Genomic DNA, 18,455 nt, shown 5'->3' with positions numbered 1-18,455 from the left:
TCCGGTGAGGACCGCACGGAACACGTCGAAGTCCGCCACCCCCACCGGCGGCCTGCATCACCCGGAGGGGCGGCAGCCGCTGGCGGCCGCCGTCGCGCGGCAGCTCCGCGAGGCGATCGCGTCCGGCGCCTGGGAGATCGGGCAGCGGATCCCCACCGAGTCGGAGCTCATGGAGCGTTTCCAGGTCTCCCGGGGCACCCTGCGGGAGGGCATCAAAGCACTGGCCCACGCCGGGGTCCTGGAGGTCCGGCAGGGCGACGGCACCTACGTCCGTGCCCGGAGCGAGCTCGAAGGCACGGCCAGCCGGAGCGTCGGCGAGCACACGGCAGCCCATGTGTTCGAGGTCCGTCAGGTCCTGGACACCCAGGCAGCGCGGCTCGCGGCCCAGCGCGCGGAGGCCCCGGGCATCGAGGAACTGCAGGGCATCCTGGACGCCTCGCTCGAGGCCTGGCATTCCGGCCGGGTCTCCGAGTGGGCGGATCTGGACTGGGAGTTCCACCGCGGGGTGGCCCGGCTGAGTGGCAACCCGCTCCTGGAACAGCTCTACTCGGGCTTCGCGGGGGCGTTCAAGCGCGATCTGCTCAACCAGTCCGAGCACCGGGACTTCGACCCGAGCCTCCAGCCGGGACACCAGGACCTCATCACGGCCCTCTCCTCCGGCGACCCGGAGACCGCCGAACGGAGCGTCCGCTGCGGCCTGGAGATCGCCGAATCCCGGAGCTGAGTGCTCTTAACGGCGTTGAGTGCTCAGTTGTTGCGGATGTTCCGTGGAAACACCCGCAACAACTGAGCACTCAACGTGCCGACCGTGCTGTGCGGAACTCAGGAACCGACGACGGCGCCCGCCCCGTCACGCGAGATGCTCACCATCTCCTCGCGGGACACCACCTTGATGCGCTCGCGCTCGACGCTCACCCCGTGCGAGCCGCCGTTGGCCGTGGCCTCGGCGCCGAGTGCGCGCTCGTGGGCGTCCAGACGGTTCCAGCCCTCCCAGCTCGTGTACTGCACGCCGCGGCTTTCGAGCAGGGCGACCACGGCGTTCTCCGCGGCGTCGTCCGCCACGGGGAGGGCCGTGCGGTCCTCCAGCAGGTGGGTGATGGTTTCGAGGGCGTCACCCTTGGTGTGGCCGATGAGGCCGACCGGTCCGCGCTTGATCCAGCCCGTCGCGTAGACGCCCGGCACCGGGGCGCCCGAGGCGTCGAGGACGCGGCCGCCGTCGTTGATCACGACGCCCTTCCGGTGGTCGAACTCGACGCCCGGCAGGGGCGAGCCGAAGTAGCCGATGGTCCGGTAGACCGCCTGGACCGGGTAGTCCACGTACTCGCCGGTGCCGCGGGCGTTGCCCGTGCCGTCCAGCTCGGTGCGCTCGAAGCGGATGCCGGCCACCTTGCCCGGGGTCTCGGGCGAGTCGGTGATCTCCACCGGGGAGTGCAGGAAGTGCAGGTGCAGACGGCGAGAGGCGGTCAGCTCGGAGAGGTCCTCGGGCTGCTCGGCGAACCAGTTGGTGAGCGTCCCGACCATGGTCTTGATCTGGTTGTTGCTCTGGATCGCCTCATCGGAGGCCTCGTCGAATTCGAAGTCCTCGGCGTAGAGGATGATGTCCACGTCCTTGGAGTGGGACAGCTCGCGCAGCTCCAGCGGGGTGAACTTGATCTGCGCGGGGCCGCGACGGCCGAAGACGTGGACGTCCGTGACCGGGCTCGCCTTCAGACCGGCGTAGACGTTGTCCGGGATCTCGGTGACCAGCAGGTCGTCCGCATGCTTGGACAGGACACGGGCCACATCCAGCGCGACGTTGCCGTTGCCGATGACCGCGACCTCCTTGGCCTCCAGGGGCCACTCGCGGGAGACGTCCGGGTGGCCGTCGTACCAGGAGACGAAGTCGGCGCCGCCGAAGGAGCCCTCCAGCTCGACGCCGGGGATGTTGAGGTCCGCGTCCTTGATGGCGCCCGTGGCGAAGATGACCGCGTCGTAGTGCTTCCGCAGGTCATCGAGGGAGAGGTCCGTGCCGTAGTCGACATTGCCGAAGAAGCGGATGTCGCCGCGGTCCAGGACCTTGTGCAGGGCGTTCACGATGCCCTTGATCCGGGGGTGGTCCGGTGCCACGCCGTAACGGATCAGGCCGTACGGCGCCGGGTAGCGGTCGAACAGGTCGATGCTGACGGTGAGCTCCCCGCTCTTGACCTCGTCACTCTTGGTGAGGATGTCCGCGGCGTAGACGCCGGCCGGGCCGGAGCCGACGACGGCGACGCGCAGCGGGCGCTCCGCGGAGCCGGCTGCTGCGTTCGAGGGGGTGGGGAGTTCTGACACGGCTGTGTTCCTTTCGTCGACTGCTCCATAGGATGTCATTCCAGCCTGGGATTCCGGCGAGAACGACGTCCTGTGGAGCACTCGATCAGAGTGCATGAGTGTGGGTGAGGCGAAGATGCTCGGGGGCATAGGGGCTGAGCCGGACGACGTCCCCCACCACGATGACGGCGGGATTCTCCACCCCGACATCGGCGGCGCGGTCCGCGATGTCCGCGACGGTCGCCACGGTGACCCGCTGGTCCGGCGCGTAGCCGCGCTCCACGATCGCCACGGGGGTGTCCGGCGAAAGCCCTGAGGCGGCCAGGGTGGCCATCGACCGGGACAGGGCCTTGACGCCCATGAGGAGGACCACGGTGTGGTCCGGCCGGGCGGGCAGGTTGCCCAGTTCGTCGTGGCCGGTGACGACGGAGAAGCCCGTGGCCAGCCCGCGGTGCGTCACCGGGATGCCGGCCGCGGCGGGCACGGAGATCGCCGAGGTGACGCCCGGGACCACCTGGACGTCGACATCGTGCTCGCGGCAGAAGGCGAGCTCCTCGCCGCCGCGGCCGAGGACGTACGGATCGCCGCCCTTGAGCCGGACCACGTGGTTCCCTGCGACCGCCTCGCGGACCAGGATGCGGTTGATCTCGTCCTGCGGGACGGGGTGATGGCCGGGGGTCTTGCCCACTTCGATCACGCGGACGTCCTCCGGCAGGCCGTCCAGGACGGAGCGCGGGCCAAGGCGGTCCGCCACGACGACGTCGGCCTCCGCCAGGAGCTGCCTGGCGCGGACGGTCATGAGGCCGGGATCGCCCGGTCCGCCGCCGACGAGGGCGACGCTTCCCTTGGCCTGGCCACCGGGCCGGCCGCTGACCTGACCGCCGCGCGGGATGCCCCGGCGGTGGTGGCGGAGCGGCAGAGCGCCTTCGTCGAGCGCGGCGGCGACGGCGTCGCGCACGGCCATGGCCCGGCGGGGATCCGCACCGGCGTTGACGGCGATCTTGACGTCGTCCACGCTGGCGACGGCGGGCGTCCAGGCGGCGGAGCTCTCGTGGTCCCCGGCATTGACGCACCAGATCCGGCGGGCCTCGGAATCGGCCGCGACCTGAGCGTCCACCGCGGGGTCGCCGGTGGCGGTCTGGACGAACCAGGGCGTTTCGAGGTCTTCGGTGCGGTAGCCGCGGGTTTCCCAGTGGAGGAGGCCTGCGTCGGCGAGGTCGCGGATCGTCTCCACCGCTTCGGGGGCGACCACCGTGACCCGGGCTCCGGCGTCGAGCAGGCCCTTGGCACGTCGAGCGGCGACCTTGCCGCCGCCGACCACCAGCACCGGGCGGCCGAGCAGGCGCAGTGCGGTGGGATAGATGTCCATCAGAGCCATGCGAAAACCATAGGGGTGGCGCGTAACACTCATCAAAGCTGCCGAAACGGCGGTTCACGCAAGGTCATGGAAGGTCACATAGTGCCGCGCCTGTCGCCGAATTGATGTCAGACCGCCGGGCCATGCTGGACCCAATAGAAGCGCGCTCTTAGGAGAAACCATGGAAATCATGTCCCCGAAACAACTCGCAGCACATTGCCTTCAACAGAACCTGGCACCCGATCACGCATGGAATCTCGTCAAGCGAGTGTGGGCCTGGGATACCGACGAACTGCCGTGGGATGACGCACCTCTGGGTGACTGCGAGACCCGCTTGACGATGGTGGCGCAGTGCATCTTCCTCTCGCGCGTCACTGCGCTGCTCACAGGCTCGGATCGGGAGGAAGACGACGAAGAGAGTATCGAACTCACGTGTCAGGACATCGGAGTGAATCCCATGGCACTGGGAGTCATTGCGTTCTCCCACGGTGCCTGGACGGAGGAGCGAATGTCTGAAGAATCACTGATTCTTCAAACTGCTCGTGAGCTCGTCCCGAACGCGCTGCAAGAGCTCGGCATGGATGCCTCAGGTCTGCTCTTCGCGGTTTTTCAAACCCAGTTCGAAAGGGAGGACGCAGCAGATGCCGAGGAAGCTGCGGGACGCAGGATGAACGCTCCCCGTGTTGATGATCATCGAGCCTTTGAATACGCCGATGACCTGCTGCGCATTCGCCAATGAAGAGCCCCAAGACCACGTAGGCTACCTCCCGTGATCAGCTTCAGCGAGGAGATCCGCATCGCGGCGCGGCCGGAGGACGTCTTCGGCCTGTCCCTCGACGTCGACGCCCACACCCGTTCCATGGCCGGTTCGGGCGAGCGAGCCGTGGCCGGGGTGATGACGGGCCGCATGGGACCCGGCGACACGGTGACCTGGCAAGCCCGGCATTTCGGGGTCCCGCTCCGCATGACGTCGCAGATCACGGAGCACCGCGAACCGTCGCACTTCGTCGACGAACAGCTCCGCGGACCGTTCAGGTTCTGGCGCCACGAGCACCACTTCACCGCCGACGACGGCGGGACCCTCCTGAGCGATGTCATCACCTTCGCCGCCCCGCTGGGCCCGCTCGGCCGCCTCGCCGAGCTGCTGGTCCTCCGCTGGTACATGCCACAGCTGATCCGGCAGCGGAACGAGTTCCTCAAGGCGGCAGCCGAGGCCGTGCCGCCGAAACAGTGAGTTTGCGCTGAAACAGTGAGCTGAACTCACTGTTTCAGCGCCAACTCACTGTTTCACCGGATCAGGTGACGTGTCACTCGTACGAGCAGAGGTAGGCCACGGGATCGCTGGTCATGACCGTGAAGCTCACCCCGGCCTCGACCTCGAACGCCGAGCCGGCTTCATAGCGCACCCACTCGCCGCTCTCGGCCGGGAGCTTCACGTCCCAGCTGCCGCGGACCAGCTGCATCCGTTCCCGGGAGGACGTGCCGAAGGTCCACTCGCCCGGGGCGATGACACCGACCGTGAACTTCCCCTCGTCGTCCCCGGAGCCCAGGCTGCGGACGTTGCCGTCGAAGTATTCGTGCTGGCTGATCATGGGGGCTCCTTCGCTGCGGGCCCGGCGGTCCGGCCGGGCGACTGTCCCCCACGTTAGGACGGTCGGCCCTCCGCTCCAATCGCCGTCCGGATTGTTGCGGCAAGGACGGTGCCGCAGGCCCGCACCCTGCCGACTCGGGCCGCCGGGATCCTGGCTGCACACCCGCTGTGGGGACTTCTGCCCATTGCACCGTTACCCGCGACACACCATGCTGGACAGCACACGCGGCAGGAATTCTGTCACCAGAACGGACCGGGCGAGGAGAGTCATGACCGATCACGATGCTGGGACGGGCCAGGAACTGGGACAACGCGTCGACCGGCTGGAACGACTGGCCGTCGGGGCCTACGCGGTGTTCATCGGGGCGATGCTGTTCGCGGGACTCTGCACTCCGTTCCTCACGATGCGTGACGTCTCCGGGGATTTCCACGAAAGCACCAGCCTCTCCGTGCTCTCGTCGTTCTTCGCAACGAATGCCCTGCACCGGCAAGGCTTCATCGACAACGCCGTCCTGACCGCGCTGTTCCTGGGCAGTTCCTTGCTTCTGCTGGTGCTTGCCGTCCTGCTCTTGCTGGTCCTGATCACGGCGACGCGCGGCCGGCTGGCCGGTCAGGGACGCCGTCTCGGCAGTGTGGTTGTGGGGCTGGGGCTCCTCTGTTCCTTGGTGCTGGCGGTTCTGGTACCGATGGCGGTGAGTTATCGGCAACCACACGAGCTCGGCTGGGGAGGAATCGTCCTGCTGCTCGGCACACTGGGCGTCGTCCCGCTACTGACCCGGGCGGCGGACCCGTTGGTCTCACCGCAACCCCGCGCGTCGACTGCTCCGTAGGATGCCGTTTTCTCCCGGAAATCACTCGGAACGACGTCCTATGGAGCAGTCGATGAGGGTGGTCGAGAGAAAGAACGCGGCCGAGGAGACTCGACCCCCGTGGGGACTCCTGCCCATTGCCCCGCCCCAGGCGAAGTCGCATGCTGGAAGACAGGCGCACAGGCCGACGCCCGCGCAGATCTGGAGGCTCCGGATCCGGCACAGTCAACCATCCTCTGTGGGACCATGCGAGTCGAGGAGTTGAACATGACCGAGCACATCACCGATGAAGCACGGCAGGCCGGCACGATCCGGGAACTGGAGGCGCGCATCGCCCGCCTTGAGCGTGTGGCAGTCGGCGCCTACGACGTGATCCTCGGAGCTCTGCTGATCGCAGGACTGACCGTGCCGATCTTCACCACCCGCGAGACCCGGGGCGACTCCCGGGTGGATACGCCGGTCTCCGTATTCACCGTCATCTTCCAGCGCGGCATCGCGCCGGATTCGAGCTCTGGTGACGATCCGGCGCTGTCGGCGCTGTTCATGATCGGTTTCGTCGGCCTGCTGGTCGTCACCGTGCTGTTGATTGTTCTCCTGCTCGTCGCCGCCGCACGAGCGCTGACAGTCCCGCTCCGGCGTGCCGGTTGGATCCTGGTGACGCTGGGGATCATCGGAGCCTTCGTACTGCTGACCTTCACGATGATGGCGGCGAGCAACCACGAGTCCGACAAACCCGGCTGGGGTGCGGTCCTCCTGATGCTCGGCGTGCTCGGGGTCATTCCCCTGCTGACCAGGGCGGCCGCCTCCCTGATGTCACCGTCGGCACCTCCCGCCACCGACCACTCCCCTGACCCGTCGACTGCTCCCTAGGATGCCGATTCACGCCTGAAATCACTCAGAACGACATCCTATGGAGCAGTCGATGAGGGGTGGTGATCAGCCCTGTCCGAAGACGTGCTTGACGATGTTGCCGAGCAGCGCCGCGTTGTAGTCGACGCCGAGCTGGTTCGGGACGGTCACCAGGACGGTGTCGGCCTCCTGCACGGCCTCGTCGCGGGCCAGCTCCTCGGCCAGCTGGTCGGGCTCCCCGATGTAGGAGCGGCCGAACCGGGAGATGGCGCCGTCCAGCCACCCCACCTGGTCGCGTCCTTCGACCTGACCCCTCAGACCGAAGTAGTGGTGATCCTCCTCCGACACGAGCGGGATGATGCTGCGGCTCACCGAGACGCGCGGCGTCCAGCCGTGTCCGGCCTCCTTCCAGGCGTCCCGGAACATCCGGATCTGCTCGGCCTGCAGCTGGTCGAACGGCACTCCGGTGTCCTCGGTGAGGAGGGTCGAGCTCATGAGGTTCATGCCCTGCTCGGCGGCCCAGACCGCCGTCGCGCGGGTGCCGGCGCCCCACCAGATGCGGCGTTCGAGGCCGGGCGACTGCGGTTCGACCGGCAGCAGCAGACCCGGACGGCCGTCGCCGGCGTCCGCCGGAGCGATCCCGGTGCCCGTGATCGCGCGGCGGAAGAGATCCGTGTGGCGACGGGCCATGTCGGCGGGGGTCTCGCCCTCGCTCGGGACGTAGCCGAAGTTCTCCGCCCCGTTGAGCGCCGGTTCGGGTGAACCACGGCTCACGCCGAGCTGGAGCCTGCCCTGGCTGATGAGGTCCGTCGCGGCGGCTTCCTCGGCCATGTAGAGCGGGTTCTCATACCGCATGTCGATGACGCCCGTGCCCATCTCAAGGGTCGTGGTGCGGGCGGCGATGGCGGAGAGCAGGGGGAAGGGAGCCGCGCCCTGCCGGGCGAAGTGGTGGACCCGGAAGAAGGCCCCGGCCACGCCCTGCTCCTCTGCGGCGACGGAGAGCTCGATGGCCTGCCGCAGCGACTCACCGGCGTCCTGGGTGTGCGATCCTGCGGACCGACCGTAGTGGCCGAAGGACAGGAATCCGATCTTTTTGCTGTTCACGACCACGAAAACCATGCGTTTGCATGGAAAATTCCCGCAGTACCCGAGCGCCCGGAAGCTCAGTCCTCCGGCCGGTGCGTCGGGGCCGCGTACTCGATCACCGGGACCGGGGCGCCCCCGGTGTCGTAGGCCCGCGCGAACGCCGGCCGCGCGCCGTCGCCGTCCACGTCCACCCGCAGCCGCCGCGCGGTGACGGGCACGACGGCGTGCAGGCGCTGGGCGCCGACCGTCAGACCGGAGGCGAGGACGTCGCCGTCGTCGGCGAGGAGCCGATGCCGCACCACCCGCTGGCCCTCCGACAGATCCTCCCCGAGTTCCACGTGGTCCAGGGGGACGTCCCGGCCGAAATCGAGGGTCCACTCCCCCGGCCCGCTCCGCAGCACCTCCGCCTCGACCGGCCTGCCGAAGCGCCGGTCCAGCTCCGCCCGGAACTCGGCAAGGCGCCGCACATCACCTTCAGGGACCAGGCCGCGGCGATCCGGCGGAAGGTTCAGCAGGAGATTCGCCCCCATGCCGATCGACCGATAGTGGATGGCCAGGAGGTGGTCCACGGACTTCGGCTCCTCGGACGGCTGCCAGAACCAGCCCGGCCGGAGCGAGACGTCGCACTCCGGAGGGAGATACGCCTCCTGGCTCAGCGCAGCGGAGTCGCTCACATAGTTCGAGACTGCCGTGGAGGAGACGACGTACTCCACCGGATCCTCGGCGAGCCCGTCCTCGTTGCCGACCCAGCGGATCGTGGCGGGGCCCAAGTTGAAGACCATCGCGCCGGGCTGGTGCTCGGCGATGACGGCGCCGATCCGCTCCCAGTCGTAGACCCGGCCTTCCGACCCGGCGCCGTCGAACCACAGCTCGCGCAGCGGCCCGTACCGCGTGCAGAGCTCCCGCAGCTGCGCCAGGTAGAACTCGTCATAGGCCTCCGGATCCTCGTAGCACGCCGCGTTCCGGTCCCACGGCGAAAGGTACAGTCCGAACTTCAGCCCCGCTTCCTGGCACGCCTGCGCTACTTCCGCGACGACATCCCCCGCGCCGCCCCTCCACGGCGAGGACGCCACCGAATAGGCGGTCGTCGCCGTGAGCCAGAGGCAGAAGCCGTCGTGATGCTTCGCGGTCAGGACCACATACTTCGCCCCGGCGAGCCGCGCCGCGCGGATCCACTGCCGCGCGTCCAGTTCCGCCGGGTCGAAGCTCGACGCCGGGAGCGACCCGTCACTCCATTCCTTGCCGTGGAAGGTGTTGACGCCGAAGTGGAAGAACACGCCCATCCGGTCGTGCTGCCAGGCCAGTTGCCCGGGCGTGGGGCGCAAGGGTGCCGAAGTCATGCGTCCCAGCCTAGAAACCAACCCCGGCGCCCCGGAACCACCCGAACACACCCGCGCAGATCACCCCGGCCGGCACCCCGGCCGACACCCCCACGCCGTCGCAATGTGTGAATCGTTTCACACCAACCATTGACTCACCCGTCCCGGCAACTGATTATTAGTGCACGGTTAACCGATTTTTTCATCACCTCAATGCATGAAGAAAGGCTGCCCATGAGACCGCACCCCGCCCGTTCCGGGGTGCACACACGGCAACGACGCCGCCACACCGGGAACCTCCTGGCCCTGGCCGCCGCCGTCACGCTCAGCTGTGCACCACTCTCCCCCTTGTCCGCGGCCGTCGCCGCACCCGAACCCACAACCGCACCCTCCACCACCGCGCCCACCCCTGCTGTGTCCGAGACCGGCACCCCCGTCAAGGTCAAGCCCGTGACCCCCGAGGTCCCGGTCGACCAGAGCGGCAGCACCCTCGGCGCCGTCACCGGCGTCGTCCGCAATGGCGGCACGGTGAACCTGACGGCTGAGAAGGGCGCCTTCCGGATCACCTTCCTCGACCCCAAGACCTTCCGCATCGAGGCGGCCCCCGGCGGGACGTTCACCGATCCCGCGAACACGGACCAGGGGGATCCCGCCCAGAGCGCCGACATCGTCGTCGGCGCCAAGAGCTTCCCCGGCACCGGCCTCACGCTCAGCGACGGCGACTGGGTCACCGCCTCCACCGATGCCGTCAGCGTCTCCGTGGAGAAGTCCACCGGCCGCATCAAGGTCACCCGCCCGGACGGCAGCACCGTCTTCGAAGAGTCCGCTCCCCTGAGCTTCGGCTCCAAGAGCACCACCGAACACCTGACGCCCCAGGCCGGTGAGCAGTTCATCGGCGGCGGCATGCAGAACGGCCGCGCGATCCACACCGGCGCGATCATCAACATCGCCAAGAACTTCAACTGGACCGACGACGGCTACCCCAACGCCGTCCCGTACTACATGTCCAGCAAGGGCTACGGCGTCCTGCGGGACACCTTCGCCCGCGGCAGCTACGACTTCGGCACGTCGCCGAGCACCACGCACGAAGAGAAGCGCTTCGACGCCTACTACTTCGTGGGTGACTACAAGTCGGCGCTGGACGGCTACACGCAGCTGACCGGCCGCCCGATGATGCCGCCGGTCTACGCCCTCGAATACGGCGACGCCGACTGCTACAACCGCTCGAACCCGGGCTACTCCTCCTCGGGCTACGGCGACCCCGACGGCGCCAAGCAGCGCACGCCGGACGCCATCAAGACGGCGCGGCAGTTCGTCGCCCACGACATGCCCGCGGGCTGGATGCTCGTCAACGACGGGTACGGCTGCGAATACCAGCAGTTGCCGGAGACCGTGAAGAGCATCCAGGACGAGACCCAGCTCAAGGTGGGCCTCTGGACGCAACGTTCCCTGACCAGCCAGGCCTACGAGGTCGGCCAGGCCGGCGTGCGGCTCCGGAAGCTTGACGTCGCGTGGGTCGGCTCCGGCTACCGCCAGGCGCTCACGGGCTGCGAGTCAGCCCACCAGGGCATCGAAGACAACTCCTCCGCCCGCGGCACCGCGCTCATGGTCGAAGGCTGGGCCGGTTCCCAGCGCTGCGGCATGCAGTGGACCGGCGACCACAGCGGCAACCTCGACGCGATCCGCTGGCAGGTCCCGGCCCTCACCGGCGCGGGCAACTCCGGCCTGGCGTTCACCACCGGCGACGTCGACGGCATCTTCGGCGGCTCCAAGGAGTCCTACGTCCGCGATCTGCAGTGGAAGGCCTTCGCACCGGCCCTCTACTCGATGTCCGGCTGGGCCCCGACGGACAAGCGCCCCTGGCTCTACGGCGACGACGCCACCGCGATCAACCGCAAGTACCTGCAGCTGCGGCAGCAGCTCATGCCGTTCCTCTACACCCTGGCGCAGGATTCGCATGTCACGGGCGTGCCGATGATGCGCTCCATGGCACTCGAGTTCCCGGAGCAGGCCGCGTCCTACTCCGCAGAGGCGAACCAGCAGTTCATGCTCGGCTCGGACTTCCTCGTCGCCCCGGTCTACACCCAGAGCACCGTGCGGAACGGCATCCAGCTGCCCGCCGGCCAGCAGTGGGCGGACTACTGGACCGGCAAGGTCTACGACGGCGGCCAGATCCTCAATGGCTACGACGCACCGCTCGACCGGCTCCCGCTGTTCGTCCGCGTCGGGGCCGTGATCCCGCAGGGCAAGGTGGCCCGCAACGCGTCCCTCGTCCCCGAGGACTCCGCCGTGACGGTGGAGGCCTTCGCCAAGGGCAAGTCGTCCTTCACTCTGTACGAGGACGACAAGGTCACGCGCGACTACAAGACCGGCAAGTCGGCACGGCAGACGTTCACCGTGGACGCCGCGGACTTCGGCACGGGCACCGTCAACGTCACCGTCGGCGCCCGCGAGGGCTCCTACACCGGGATGGCCGCCGCCCGCCCGTACCTGATCAACGCCCACGTGGGCACGGCGCCGCAGCAGGTGAAGACCGGCTCCACGGTCCTCCCCCGGGTCTCCGGACAGGCTGCGCTGGACGCCGCCACCCAGGGCTGGTTCTACGACGCCGCCACCTCGGTGGTGCGGGTCAAGACCGCTCCGCTGGCGTCGTCCGCGAGCGCCACGGTCCAGCTGAAGAACGCCGGGCCGATGGCCGGGAAGACCCAGGAGGCGCAGGCCGCGGAACTGCGGGTCGGCGTCGACAAGGAGGTGTTCCAGGGCAAGCAGACCACGTTCACCGCGCAGTTCGTGAACACCGGGACCTGGAACAAGACGGGCGTGAAGATCACCCCAGCTCTCCCGGCCGGGTGGAGCCTCGTCTCCTCCTCCGGCGCGACCGCGTCCGAGGTCAAGGCGGGTCAGAGCGTCACCGCGAGCTTCACGGTGAGCCCCGGCCCGAGCGCGGCCGCCGGTTCGCAGCAGCTGGCGGCGACGGCGTCGTACACGGCACGTGACGGCAGCGCGCAGACCGTGCGCGGCGGCAACTCGATCTACGTCGCCTACGGCTCCCTGCAGGCCGCGTTCAACAACGTCGCGGTCACCACCGTGGCGAACAAGGGCGCCGGCAACTTCGACGGCGGCGGGGCGAGTTTCTCCGCCGAACAGCTCGCCCAGGCGACCGTCCCGGCCGGCGGGGTGAAGCCCGGCGGGAAGGTCCCGGTCTACGCCGGGACACCCCGCGAGGTGGACTTCACCTGGCCGAGCGTCGGGCCCGACGTCCCCAACGCCACGGCACTCGACGGCCAGACCATCGCGGTCAGCGGGAAGGGCACCCATCTGGCGGTGCTCGGGTCCGCGGCGGTCGGCGGTGGGACCACCCCGGTCCTGACCCTGCGGTACACGGACGGCAGCACCGAACAGCAGGGGATCTTCTTCCCCAACTGGCTGCAGCCCAAGGAGCTGGGCGGCGGCGTGGTCGCGGTCTCCGAACAGGGCCGCAACAACGCCAACGGCGCGTCCCCGGAGTACACGCAGTACAAGTACCAGGCTTTCGCCAACCTGGTCCGGCTGAACCCGGCCAAGGAGCTGGCCGCCGTCGTGCTCCCGACCGACACGCGGGTGAAGTTCTTCGACTGGCAGGTGACCACCCAGCCGCTGCCCGCCGTGCCGCACGGCACCGCGTACGCCTCCGACGTCGAGTGGGTTCAGGCCGTCAACGGCTACGGCGTGATCGGCAAGGACGTGGCGAACAAGGACACGGCGACCTCGCCGGACCTGCCGCTCGCGCTGAACTACACGGATCCCGCCACGGGCACGAGCCCCAGCTACAGCAAGGGGCTCGGGGTCCATGCGGAATCCCGGATCACCTATTACCTGGGCGGGAAGTGCACGCGGTTCACGTCCCAGGTCGGTCTGGAGAAGGGGTTCGCGGGGAACATCATCTTCTCCGTCAACGCCGATGGCGCCACGGCCTACACCTCACGGACCTACGTGCCCGGCTTCGCCCCGGAGAGCGTGGACGTGGACCTGCGGGGCGTGAACTACCTCGACCTGGTGGTGAAGCCCTCCGGCTCCATCAACGGGGCCCACGGGGTGTGGGGCGACGCGAAGTTCCAGTGCGCTCCCTAGCGCCGGAACCCGTCTCCGCGAAGTGACAGTTGAGGCCCCTTCCCACGCAGGGAAGGGGCCTCAGCTGTTCTCTCGCGAAACAGTCCTCTCGCGAGCAGGGGTGGGGCTAGATCCAGTACCGCTCGTCTTCGGAGTCGCCCGGGTGCTCCTTGACCATGCCCGCGGCGAGGGTGTTGCCGTCGGCGGGATCGATCACCAGGAACGCGCCCGTGCGGCGGTGTTTGGCGTACGGTTCCAGGGGCAGCGGCGCGGCCAGGCGGATCTGGACCTCGCCGATGTCGTTGAGCTCCAGGTCGGAGGCGGGCTGCACCTCGAACGTGTCCAGGTCCAGCTTGCCGGAGACCGAGCGGACGATCGCCTTCACGGTCTGCGTGCCGTGCTTGACGAACACCCGGGCCCCTTCGCGCAGCGGCTTGGAGGACAGCCACGCCACGGAACCGTACAGATCCGCGGAACTCTCCCCCACGGTGCCAGCCGCGGCGATCGTGTCACCGCGGGCGATGTCGATCTCGTCGGCGAGGCGCAGCGCCACCGATTGCGGGGCGAAGGCCGTGTCCAGGGAGGTGCCGGCGAAGTCGATGCCGGTGACCGTCGTCGTGCGCGGCTCATGGCCCGGCGACAGGACGACCACCGGGTCGCCGACCGTCACCGTGCCCTCGGCCACCTGGCCGGCGTAGGCGCGGTAGTCGCGGTACTCCTCCACGTCCAGGCCACGCGCGACGGCGTCCGGCGCCAGGGCGCCCTGCGGACGGATCGCGAGCTGCACGGGGAAGCGGAACGCCTCGTGCTCGTCCTCCAGCTCGTCCGCGGCGGGCAGGGTCTCGAGGACCTCTAGCAGCGAAGGGCCGTCGTACCAGGGCATGCGCGGGGAGCGGTCCACGACGTTGTCACCGTCAAGGGCCGAGACCGGGATGACCCGGATATCCGCGTGGTCCGCGGTTCCATCAGCCTGCGCGGCGCCGATCCCCAGCTCCTGGGACACCCGCCGGATGTCCGCCTCGATCTCCCGGAACACGGGCTCGGAGAAGTCGACCAGGTCCACCTTGTTCACGGCGACGATCACGTGCGGGACGCGCAGCAGGTGCAGGACGGACAGGTGCCGACGGGTCTGCTCGAGGACACCCTTGCGGGCGTCGATCAGCACCACCACGGCATCCGCCGTGGACGCGCCGGTCACCGTGTTCTTGGTGTACTGCACGTGCCCAGGGCAGTCGGCCAGGATGAAGCTGCGGCGGTCCGTGGCGAAGTAGCGGTACGCGACGTCGATCGTGATGCCCTGCTCCCGCTCGGCGCGCAGGCCGTCGGTCAGCAGCGCCAGGTCCAGGCCGCCCTTCTCCCCGCCGAAGCCGCGGTCCGCACTCGTGCGGGCGACGGCGTCGAGGGTGTCGGCCAGGATCGCCTTGGAGTCATGCAGGAGGCGGCCCACCAGGGTGGACTTGCCGTCGTCGACACTGCCGGCCGTCGCGAAACGGAACAGCGTGCTGGACGCGAGTGCGGTGCTCATCAGAAATACCCGTCCTTCTTACGGTCTTCCATGGCCGCCTCGGAGATGCGGTCATCGGCGCGGGTCGCGCCACGCTCGGTCAGGGTCGAGGCAGCCACCTCGACGACGACGGCGGCCACGTCCGCGGCGTCGCTCTCCACGGCGCCGGTGCAGGACATGTCCCCCACCGTGCGGTAGCGCACGAGCTTGGTGATGACCTCCTCATGCGGAGCCGGCTGAGACACCTCGCCCACGGCACGCCACATCCCGTCCCGGGCGAAGACCTCCCGCTCATGGGCGTAGTACAGGCCCGGCAGCTCGATGCCCTCGCGCTCGATGTAGCGCCAGATGTCCAGCTCGGTCCAGTTGCTGATCGGGAAAGCCCGCACGTGCTGGCCCACCGTGTGGCGGCCGTTGTAGAGGTTCCACAGCTCGGGCCGCTGATTGCGCGGATCCCACTGTCCGAACTCGTCCCGCAGGGACAGGATGCGCTCCTTGGCGCGGGCCTTGTCCTCATCGCGACGGCCGCCGCCGAAGACGGCGTCGAACTTGTTCCGCTGGATGGCGTCCAGCAGCGGCACAGTCTGCAGCGGGTTCCGGGTGCCGTCCGCGCGCTCCTGGAGCTCGCCGCGGTCGATGAACTCCTGCACGGAGCCGACCACGAGCTTCAGCCCGAGCCGCTCGACCGTGCGGTCCCGGAACTCGATCACCTCGGGGAAGTTGTGCCCGGTGTCCACGTGCAACACCGGGAACGGCACCTTGCCCGGCCAGAACGCCTTGGTGGCCAGGTGCAGCATGACCACGGAGTCCTTGCCGCCGGAGAACAGCAGCGCGGGCCGCTCGAACTCGGCGACGACCTCACGGATGATGTGAATGGCCTCGGCCTCGAGGGCGTCAAGCGTGCCGAGCCGGTTGCGGGCGGCCGCAGGGGCATCCCCTCGCGGCTTAGACACGCTCGCTCGTTCCTCGCTCGCGCGATGCGCCGCTTCCGGGGACACCCCCGCCGCCGCAATGTCCTGCGTCACGTTCTCCACCTCGAGTTCTTCGGAAAAGGTCTGGGCGCTCATGTCGTGTGGAGCCCGCATTCGGTCTTGTCGGATCCGGCCCAACGGCCCGATCGCGGGTCCGCCCCCGGCGCGACCTTGTTCGTGCACGGCTGGCAGCCGATGGACGGGTAGCCCTGGGTGAGGAGCGGGTTGGACGGGAGCAGGTGCTCGTCCGAGTACTCCATGAGCTGCTCGTAGCTCCATGGCGCCACCGGGTTGACCTTGACCAGGCCGTTGGCCTCGTCCCAGGTCACGAGCGGGGTGTTGGTGCGGGTGGGGGCCTCGTCGCGGCGGACGCCGGTGAACCACAGCTCGTAACCGGCCAGGTTGCGGCGCAGCGGCACCACCTTGCGCATATTGCAGCAGGAGGCGGCGTCGCGGGCGAACAGGTCCTTGCCGAACAGCCGGTCCTGCTGTTCCACGGTGTTCTCCGGCAGCACGTCCACCACGTTCACGCGGAGGGTCTTGGCCACCAGATCGCGGGTCTGGTAGGTCTCCGGGAAGTGGTAGCCGGTGTCGAGGAAGAGGACGTCGACGCCGGGCAGCTGCTCGGCGACGAGGGCCGGCAGCACGGCGTCGGCCATGGAGCACGCCACGGTGACGGCCGGCGTCGCGAAGTTGCGCTTCACCCAGGCGATGACGTCCTCGGCCGGGGCGTCCCAGGCCAGTTCGGCCGCGCCCGCCTCGGCGAGGGCTTTCAGCTCCTCGTGGGAGCGGAGTGTCGTGCTCATTGCAGTGCCTCCTCATCCGCGGCGTGGGCCCATTCGGCGAAGCTCTGGCCTTCGGCTCGGTCCGCGACGAAGCGGCGGACGACACGTTCCACATAGTCGGGCAGATCCGCCACGTAGACCTTGAGGCCACGGACGGTGCGGCCGAGGCCGGCCTCCTCGCGGGACGTCGACGCCAGCCCGCCGCCCAGGTGCACCTGGAAGCCGGGAGCCGGGTCGCCGCCGTCGACGGGGAGCATCATGCCCTTCAACCCGATGTCCGCGGTCTGGATGCGGGCGCAGGAGTTGGGGCAGCCGTTGATGTGCAGGCTCAGGGCGTCGGGCAGGGTGCCGGCCTCGACCAGGTCGGCGAGGCGCCGCTCCAGTTCCGCGATGGCCGTGGCCGCGGTGACCTTGGTCTCGACGATCGCCAGCTTGCAGTATTCGATGCCGGTGCAGGCGATGGTGCCGCGCCGGAAGACGCTCGGCCGGGCGGAGAGGCCCAGGGTGTCGAGTTCGGCGATGAGGGGTTCCACCTGGTCGCCGGGGACGTCGAGGACCACGAGTTTCTGGTGCGGAGTGGTGCGCAGGCGCTGCGAACCGTGAGCCTCCAGCACATCGGCCAGGCGGACCAGGTTCTCGCCGGACAGGCGGCCGACCGTGGGGGCGACGCCGATGAAGAAGCGGCCATCCTTCTGCTCGTGGACACCGATGTGGTCGCCGGGGGTCGGCGGCTTGGGTGCGGCGGGGCCGTCGGCCAGCTGGTACCCGAGGTATTCGTCCTCGAGGATCTGCCGGAACTTCTCCGGGCCCCAATCGGCCAGGAGGAACTTCAGGCGGGCCTTGGTGCGCATGCGGCGGTAGCCGTAGTCGCGGAAGATCTGTGTGACACCGTGCCACACCTCGGCGCCCTGCTCCGGAGTCACGAAGGCACCCAGGCGTTTGCCGAGCATGGGGTTGGTCGACAGCGCGCCGCCCACCCACAGGTCGTAGCCGACTCCGAGTTCCGGGTGCACCACGCCGACGAAGGCGCAGTCGTTGATCTCGTGGACCACGTCCTGCGACGGGTGGCCCGTGATGGCCGTCTTGTACTTGCGCGGCAGGTTCGCCAGTACGGGATCGCCGATGAACTTGTCCGCGATCTCGTGGATCAGTGGCGTCGGGTCGATGATCTCGTCCTTGGCGATGCCGGCCACGGGCGAGCCGAGGATGACGCGCGGCACGTCGCCGCAGGCCTCGGTGGTGGAGAGGTCCACCGCTTCGAGGCGGCGCCAGATCTCCGGCACGTCCTCGACCCGGATCCAGTGCAGCTGGATGTTCTGGCGGTCGGTGATGTCCGCGGATCCACGGGCGAAGTCCACGGAGATCTGCCCGATCACCCGCAGCTGCTCCGTGTTGAGAGCCCCGCCGTCGATCCGGACGCGGAGCATGAAGTACTTGTCCTCGAGCTCGTGCGGCTCGAGCGTGGCGGTTTTGCCGCCGTCGATCCCGGGCTTGCGCTGCGTGTAGAGACCCCACCAGCGGAAGCGTCCGTGGAGATCGGTGCCGTCGATCGAGTCGAAGCCACCCTTGGAGTAGATGGTCTCGATGCGTTCGCGGACGCTGAGGCCACCGTCCTCCTGCTTCCACACCTCGTTCGGGTTGAGCGGCGTGGTGCCGTCAACCTTCCACTGGCCATGCGGCTTGGCGGCCGGCCTGCCCGCGCGCGGCGTGCGTGCTGGACGGGCTTCGGGCGAGGGTGTCGCTCCGGCTAGAGCTGTGTCGGTCATACAGAAAATGTAGGGTGGCCCACTTTGGCCTCCCAAGGTC

General features: G+C 68.9%; 15 protein-coding genes. 6 read left to right on the top strand and 9 right to left on the bottom strand.

Annotation, left to right across the window (positions count from 1 at the left end):
* Positions 1–4 precede the first annotated feature (4 nt).
* On the top strand, positions 5–724 hold the full coding sequence (locus tag AB6732_RS01040; protein ID WP_370957665.1) for a FadR/GntR family transcriptional regulator: 720 nt from the start codon (positions 5–7) through the stop codon (positions 722–724).
* A 98-nt stretch (positions 725–822) separates the two neighbouring features.
* Here AB6732_RS01040 and AB6732_RS01035 read toward each other — a convergent pair whose 3' ends face one another.
* Together AB6732_RS01035 and cobA are read right to left on the bottom strand one after the other, a co-directional pair.
* Entirely contained in the window at positions 823–2,349 is a 1,527-nt protein-coding gene (locus tag AB6732_RS01035; protein ID WP_370957664.1) for an FAD-dependent oxidoreductase, read from the bottom strand.
* Between the two features lie 46 nt (positions 2,350–2,395).
* On the bottom strand, positions 2,396–3,667 hold the full coding sequence (gene cobA, locus AB6732_RS01030) for a uroporphyrinogen-III C-methyltransferase (protein ID WP_370957663.1): 1,272 nt from the start codon (positions 3,665–3,667) through the stop codon (positions 2,396–2,398).
* Between the two features lie 160 nt (positions 3,668–3,827).
* Here cobA and AB6732_RS01025 point away from each other — a divergent pair, with 160 nt between their 5' ends.
* A complete protein-coding gene (locus tag AB6732_RS01025) occupies positions 3,828–4,385 on the top strand; it encodes a hypothetical protein (protein ID WP_370957662.1) in 558 nt (185 codons plus the stop codon).
* 30 nt (positions 4,386–4,415) lie between these two features.
* On the top strand, positions 4,416–4,880 hold the full coding sequence (locus AB6732_RS01020; RefSeq protein WP_370957661.1) for an SRPBCC family protein: 465 nt from the start codon (positions 4,416–4,418) through the stop codon (positions 4,878–4,880).
* 73 nt (positions 4,881–4,953) lie between these two features.
* On the opposite strand, the gene AB6732_RS01015 is transcribed toward AB6732_RS01020, so the two are convergent.
* Complete coding sequence (locus AB6732_RS01015) at positions 4,954–5,238, bottom strand: pyrimidine/purine nucleoside phosphorylase (protein ID WP_370957660.1); 285 nt, start codon at positions 5,236–5,238, stop codon at positions 4,954–4,956.
* Positions 5,239–5,506: 268 nt separating this feature from the next.
* Here AB6732_RS01015 and AB6732_RS01010 point away from each other — a divergent pair, with 268 nt between their 5' ends.
* Positions 5,507–6,067, top strand: a complete 561-nt coding sequence (locus AB6732_RS01010) for a hypothetical protein (RefSeq protein ID WP_370957658.1) — start codon at positions 5,507–5,509, stop codon at positions 6,065–6,067.
* Positions 6,068–6,313: 246 nt separating this feature from the next.
* Positions 6,314–6,916, top strand: coding sequence for a hypothetical protein (locus AB6732_RS01005; RefSeq protein WP_370957656.1), 603 nt, complete (start codon positions 6,314–6,316; stop codon positions 6,914–6,916).
* Between the two features lie 66 nt (positions 6,917–6,982).
* Here AB6732_RS01005 and AB6732_RS01000 read toward each other — a convergent pair whose 3' ends face one another.
* Together AB6732_RS01000 and AB6732_RS00995 are read right to left on the bottom strand one after the other, a co-directional pair.
* A complete protein-coding gene (locus tag AB6732_RS01000) occupies positions 6,983–7,999 on the bottom strand; it encodes an LLM class flavin-dependent oxidoreductase (RefSeq protein ID WP_370957655.1) in 1,017 nt (338 codons plus the stop codon).
* 59 nt (positions 8,000–8,058) lie between these two features.
* On the bottom strand, positions 8,059–9,321 hold the full coding sequence (locus AB6732_RS00995) for an alpha-L-fucosidase (RefSeq protein WP_370957654.1): 1,263 nt from the start codon (positions 9,319–9,321) through the stop codon (positions 8,059–8,061).
* A gap of 213 nt (positions 9,322–9,534) precedes the next feature.
* On the opposite strand from AB6732_RS00995, the gene AB6732_RS00990 reads away from it, so the two are divergent.
* Positions 9,535–13,410, top strand: coding sequence for an NPCBM/NEW2 domain-containing protein (locus AB6732_RS00990; RefSeq protein ID WP_370957653.1), 3,876 nt, complete (start codon positions 9,535–9,537; stop codon positions 13,408–13,410).
* A gap of 106 nt (positions 13,411–13,516) precedes the next feature.
* On the opposite strand, the gene AB6732_RS00985 is transcribed toward AB6732_RS00990, so the two are convergent.
* From AB6732_RS00985 to AB6732_RS00970, 4 genes are read right to left on the bottom strand one after another with little or no spacing between them, the layout of a single operon-like run.
* A complete protein-coding gene (locus AB6732_RS00985) occupies positions 13,517–14,914 on the bottom strand; it encodes a sulfate adenylyltransferase subunit 1 (RefSeq protein ID WP_370957652.1) in 1,398 nt (465 codons plus the stop codon).
* Positions 14,914–15,960 (bottom strand): sulfate adenylyltransferase subunit CysD, encoded by a 1,047-nt coding sequence (gene cysD, locus AB6732_RS00980; protein ID WP_370957650.1) that lies wholly within the window; start codon positions 15,958–15,960, stop codon positions 14,914–14,916. Before cysD ends, AB6732_RS00985 begins: the two co-directional genes overlap by 1 nt.
* Positions 15,957–16,670: a phosphoadenylyl-sulfate reductase gene (locus tag AB6732_RS00975; protein ID WP_370957649.1), complete on the bottom strand. Its 714-nt coding sequence runs from the start codon at positions 16,668–16,670 to the stop codon at positions 15,957–15,959. The genes cysD and AB6732_RS00975 overlap by 4 nt, the downstream gene beginning before the upstream one ends.
* Positions 16,667–18,415: a nitrite/sulfite reductase gene (locus AB6732_RS00970; protein ID WP_370957647.1), complete on the bottom strand. Its 1,749-nt coding sequence runs from the start codon at positions 18,413–18,415 to the stop codon at positions 16,667–16,669. The genes AB6732_RS00975 and AB6732_RS00970 overlap by 4 nt, the downstream gene beginning before the upstream one ends.
* Positions 18,416–18,455 lie beyond the last annotated feature (40 nt).

This window comes from Arthrobacter sp. RCC_34 (assembly GCF_041360795.1).
Taxonomy (GTDB): Bacteria; Actinomycetota; Actinomycetes; order Actinomycetales; family Micrococcaceae; genus Arthrobacter_E.
This window is presented reverse-complemented; position numbering and strand designations above follow the sequence as displayed.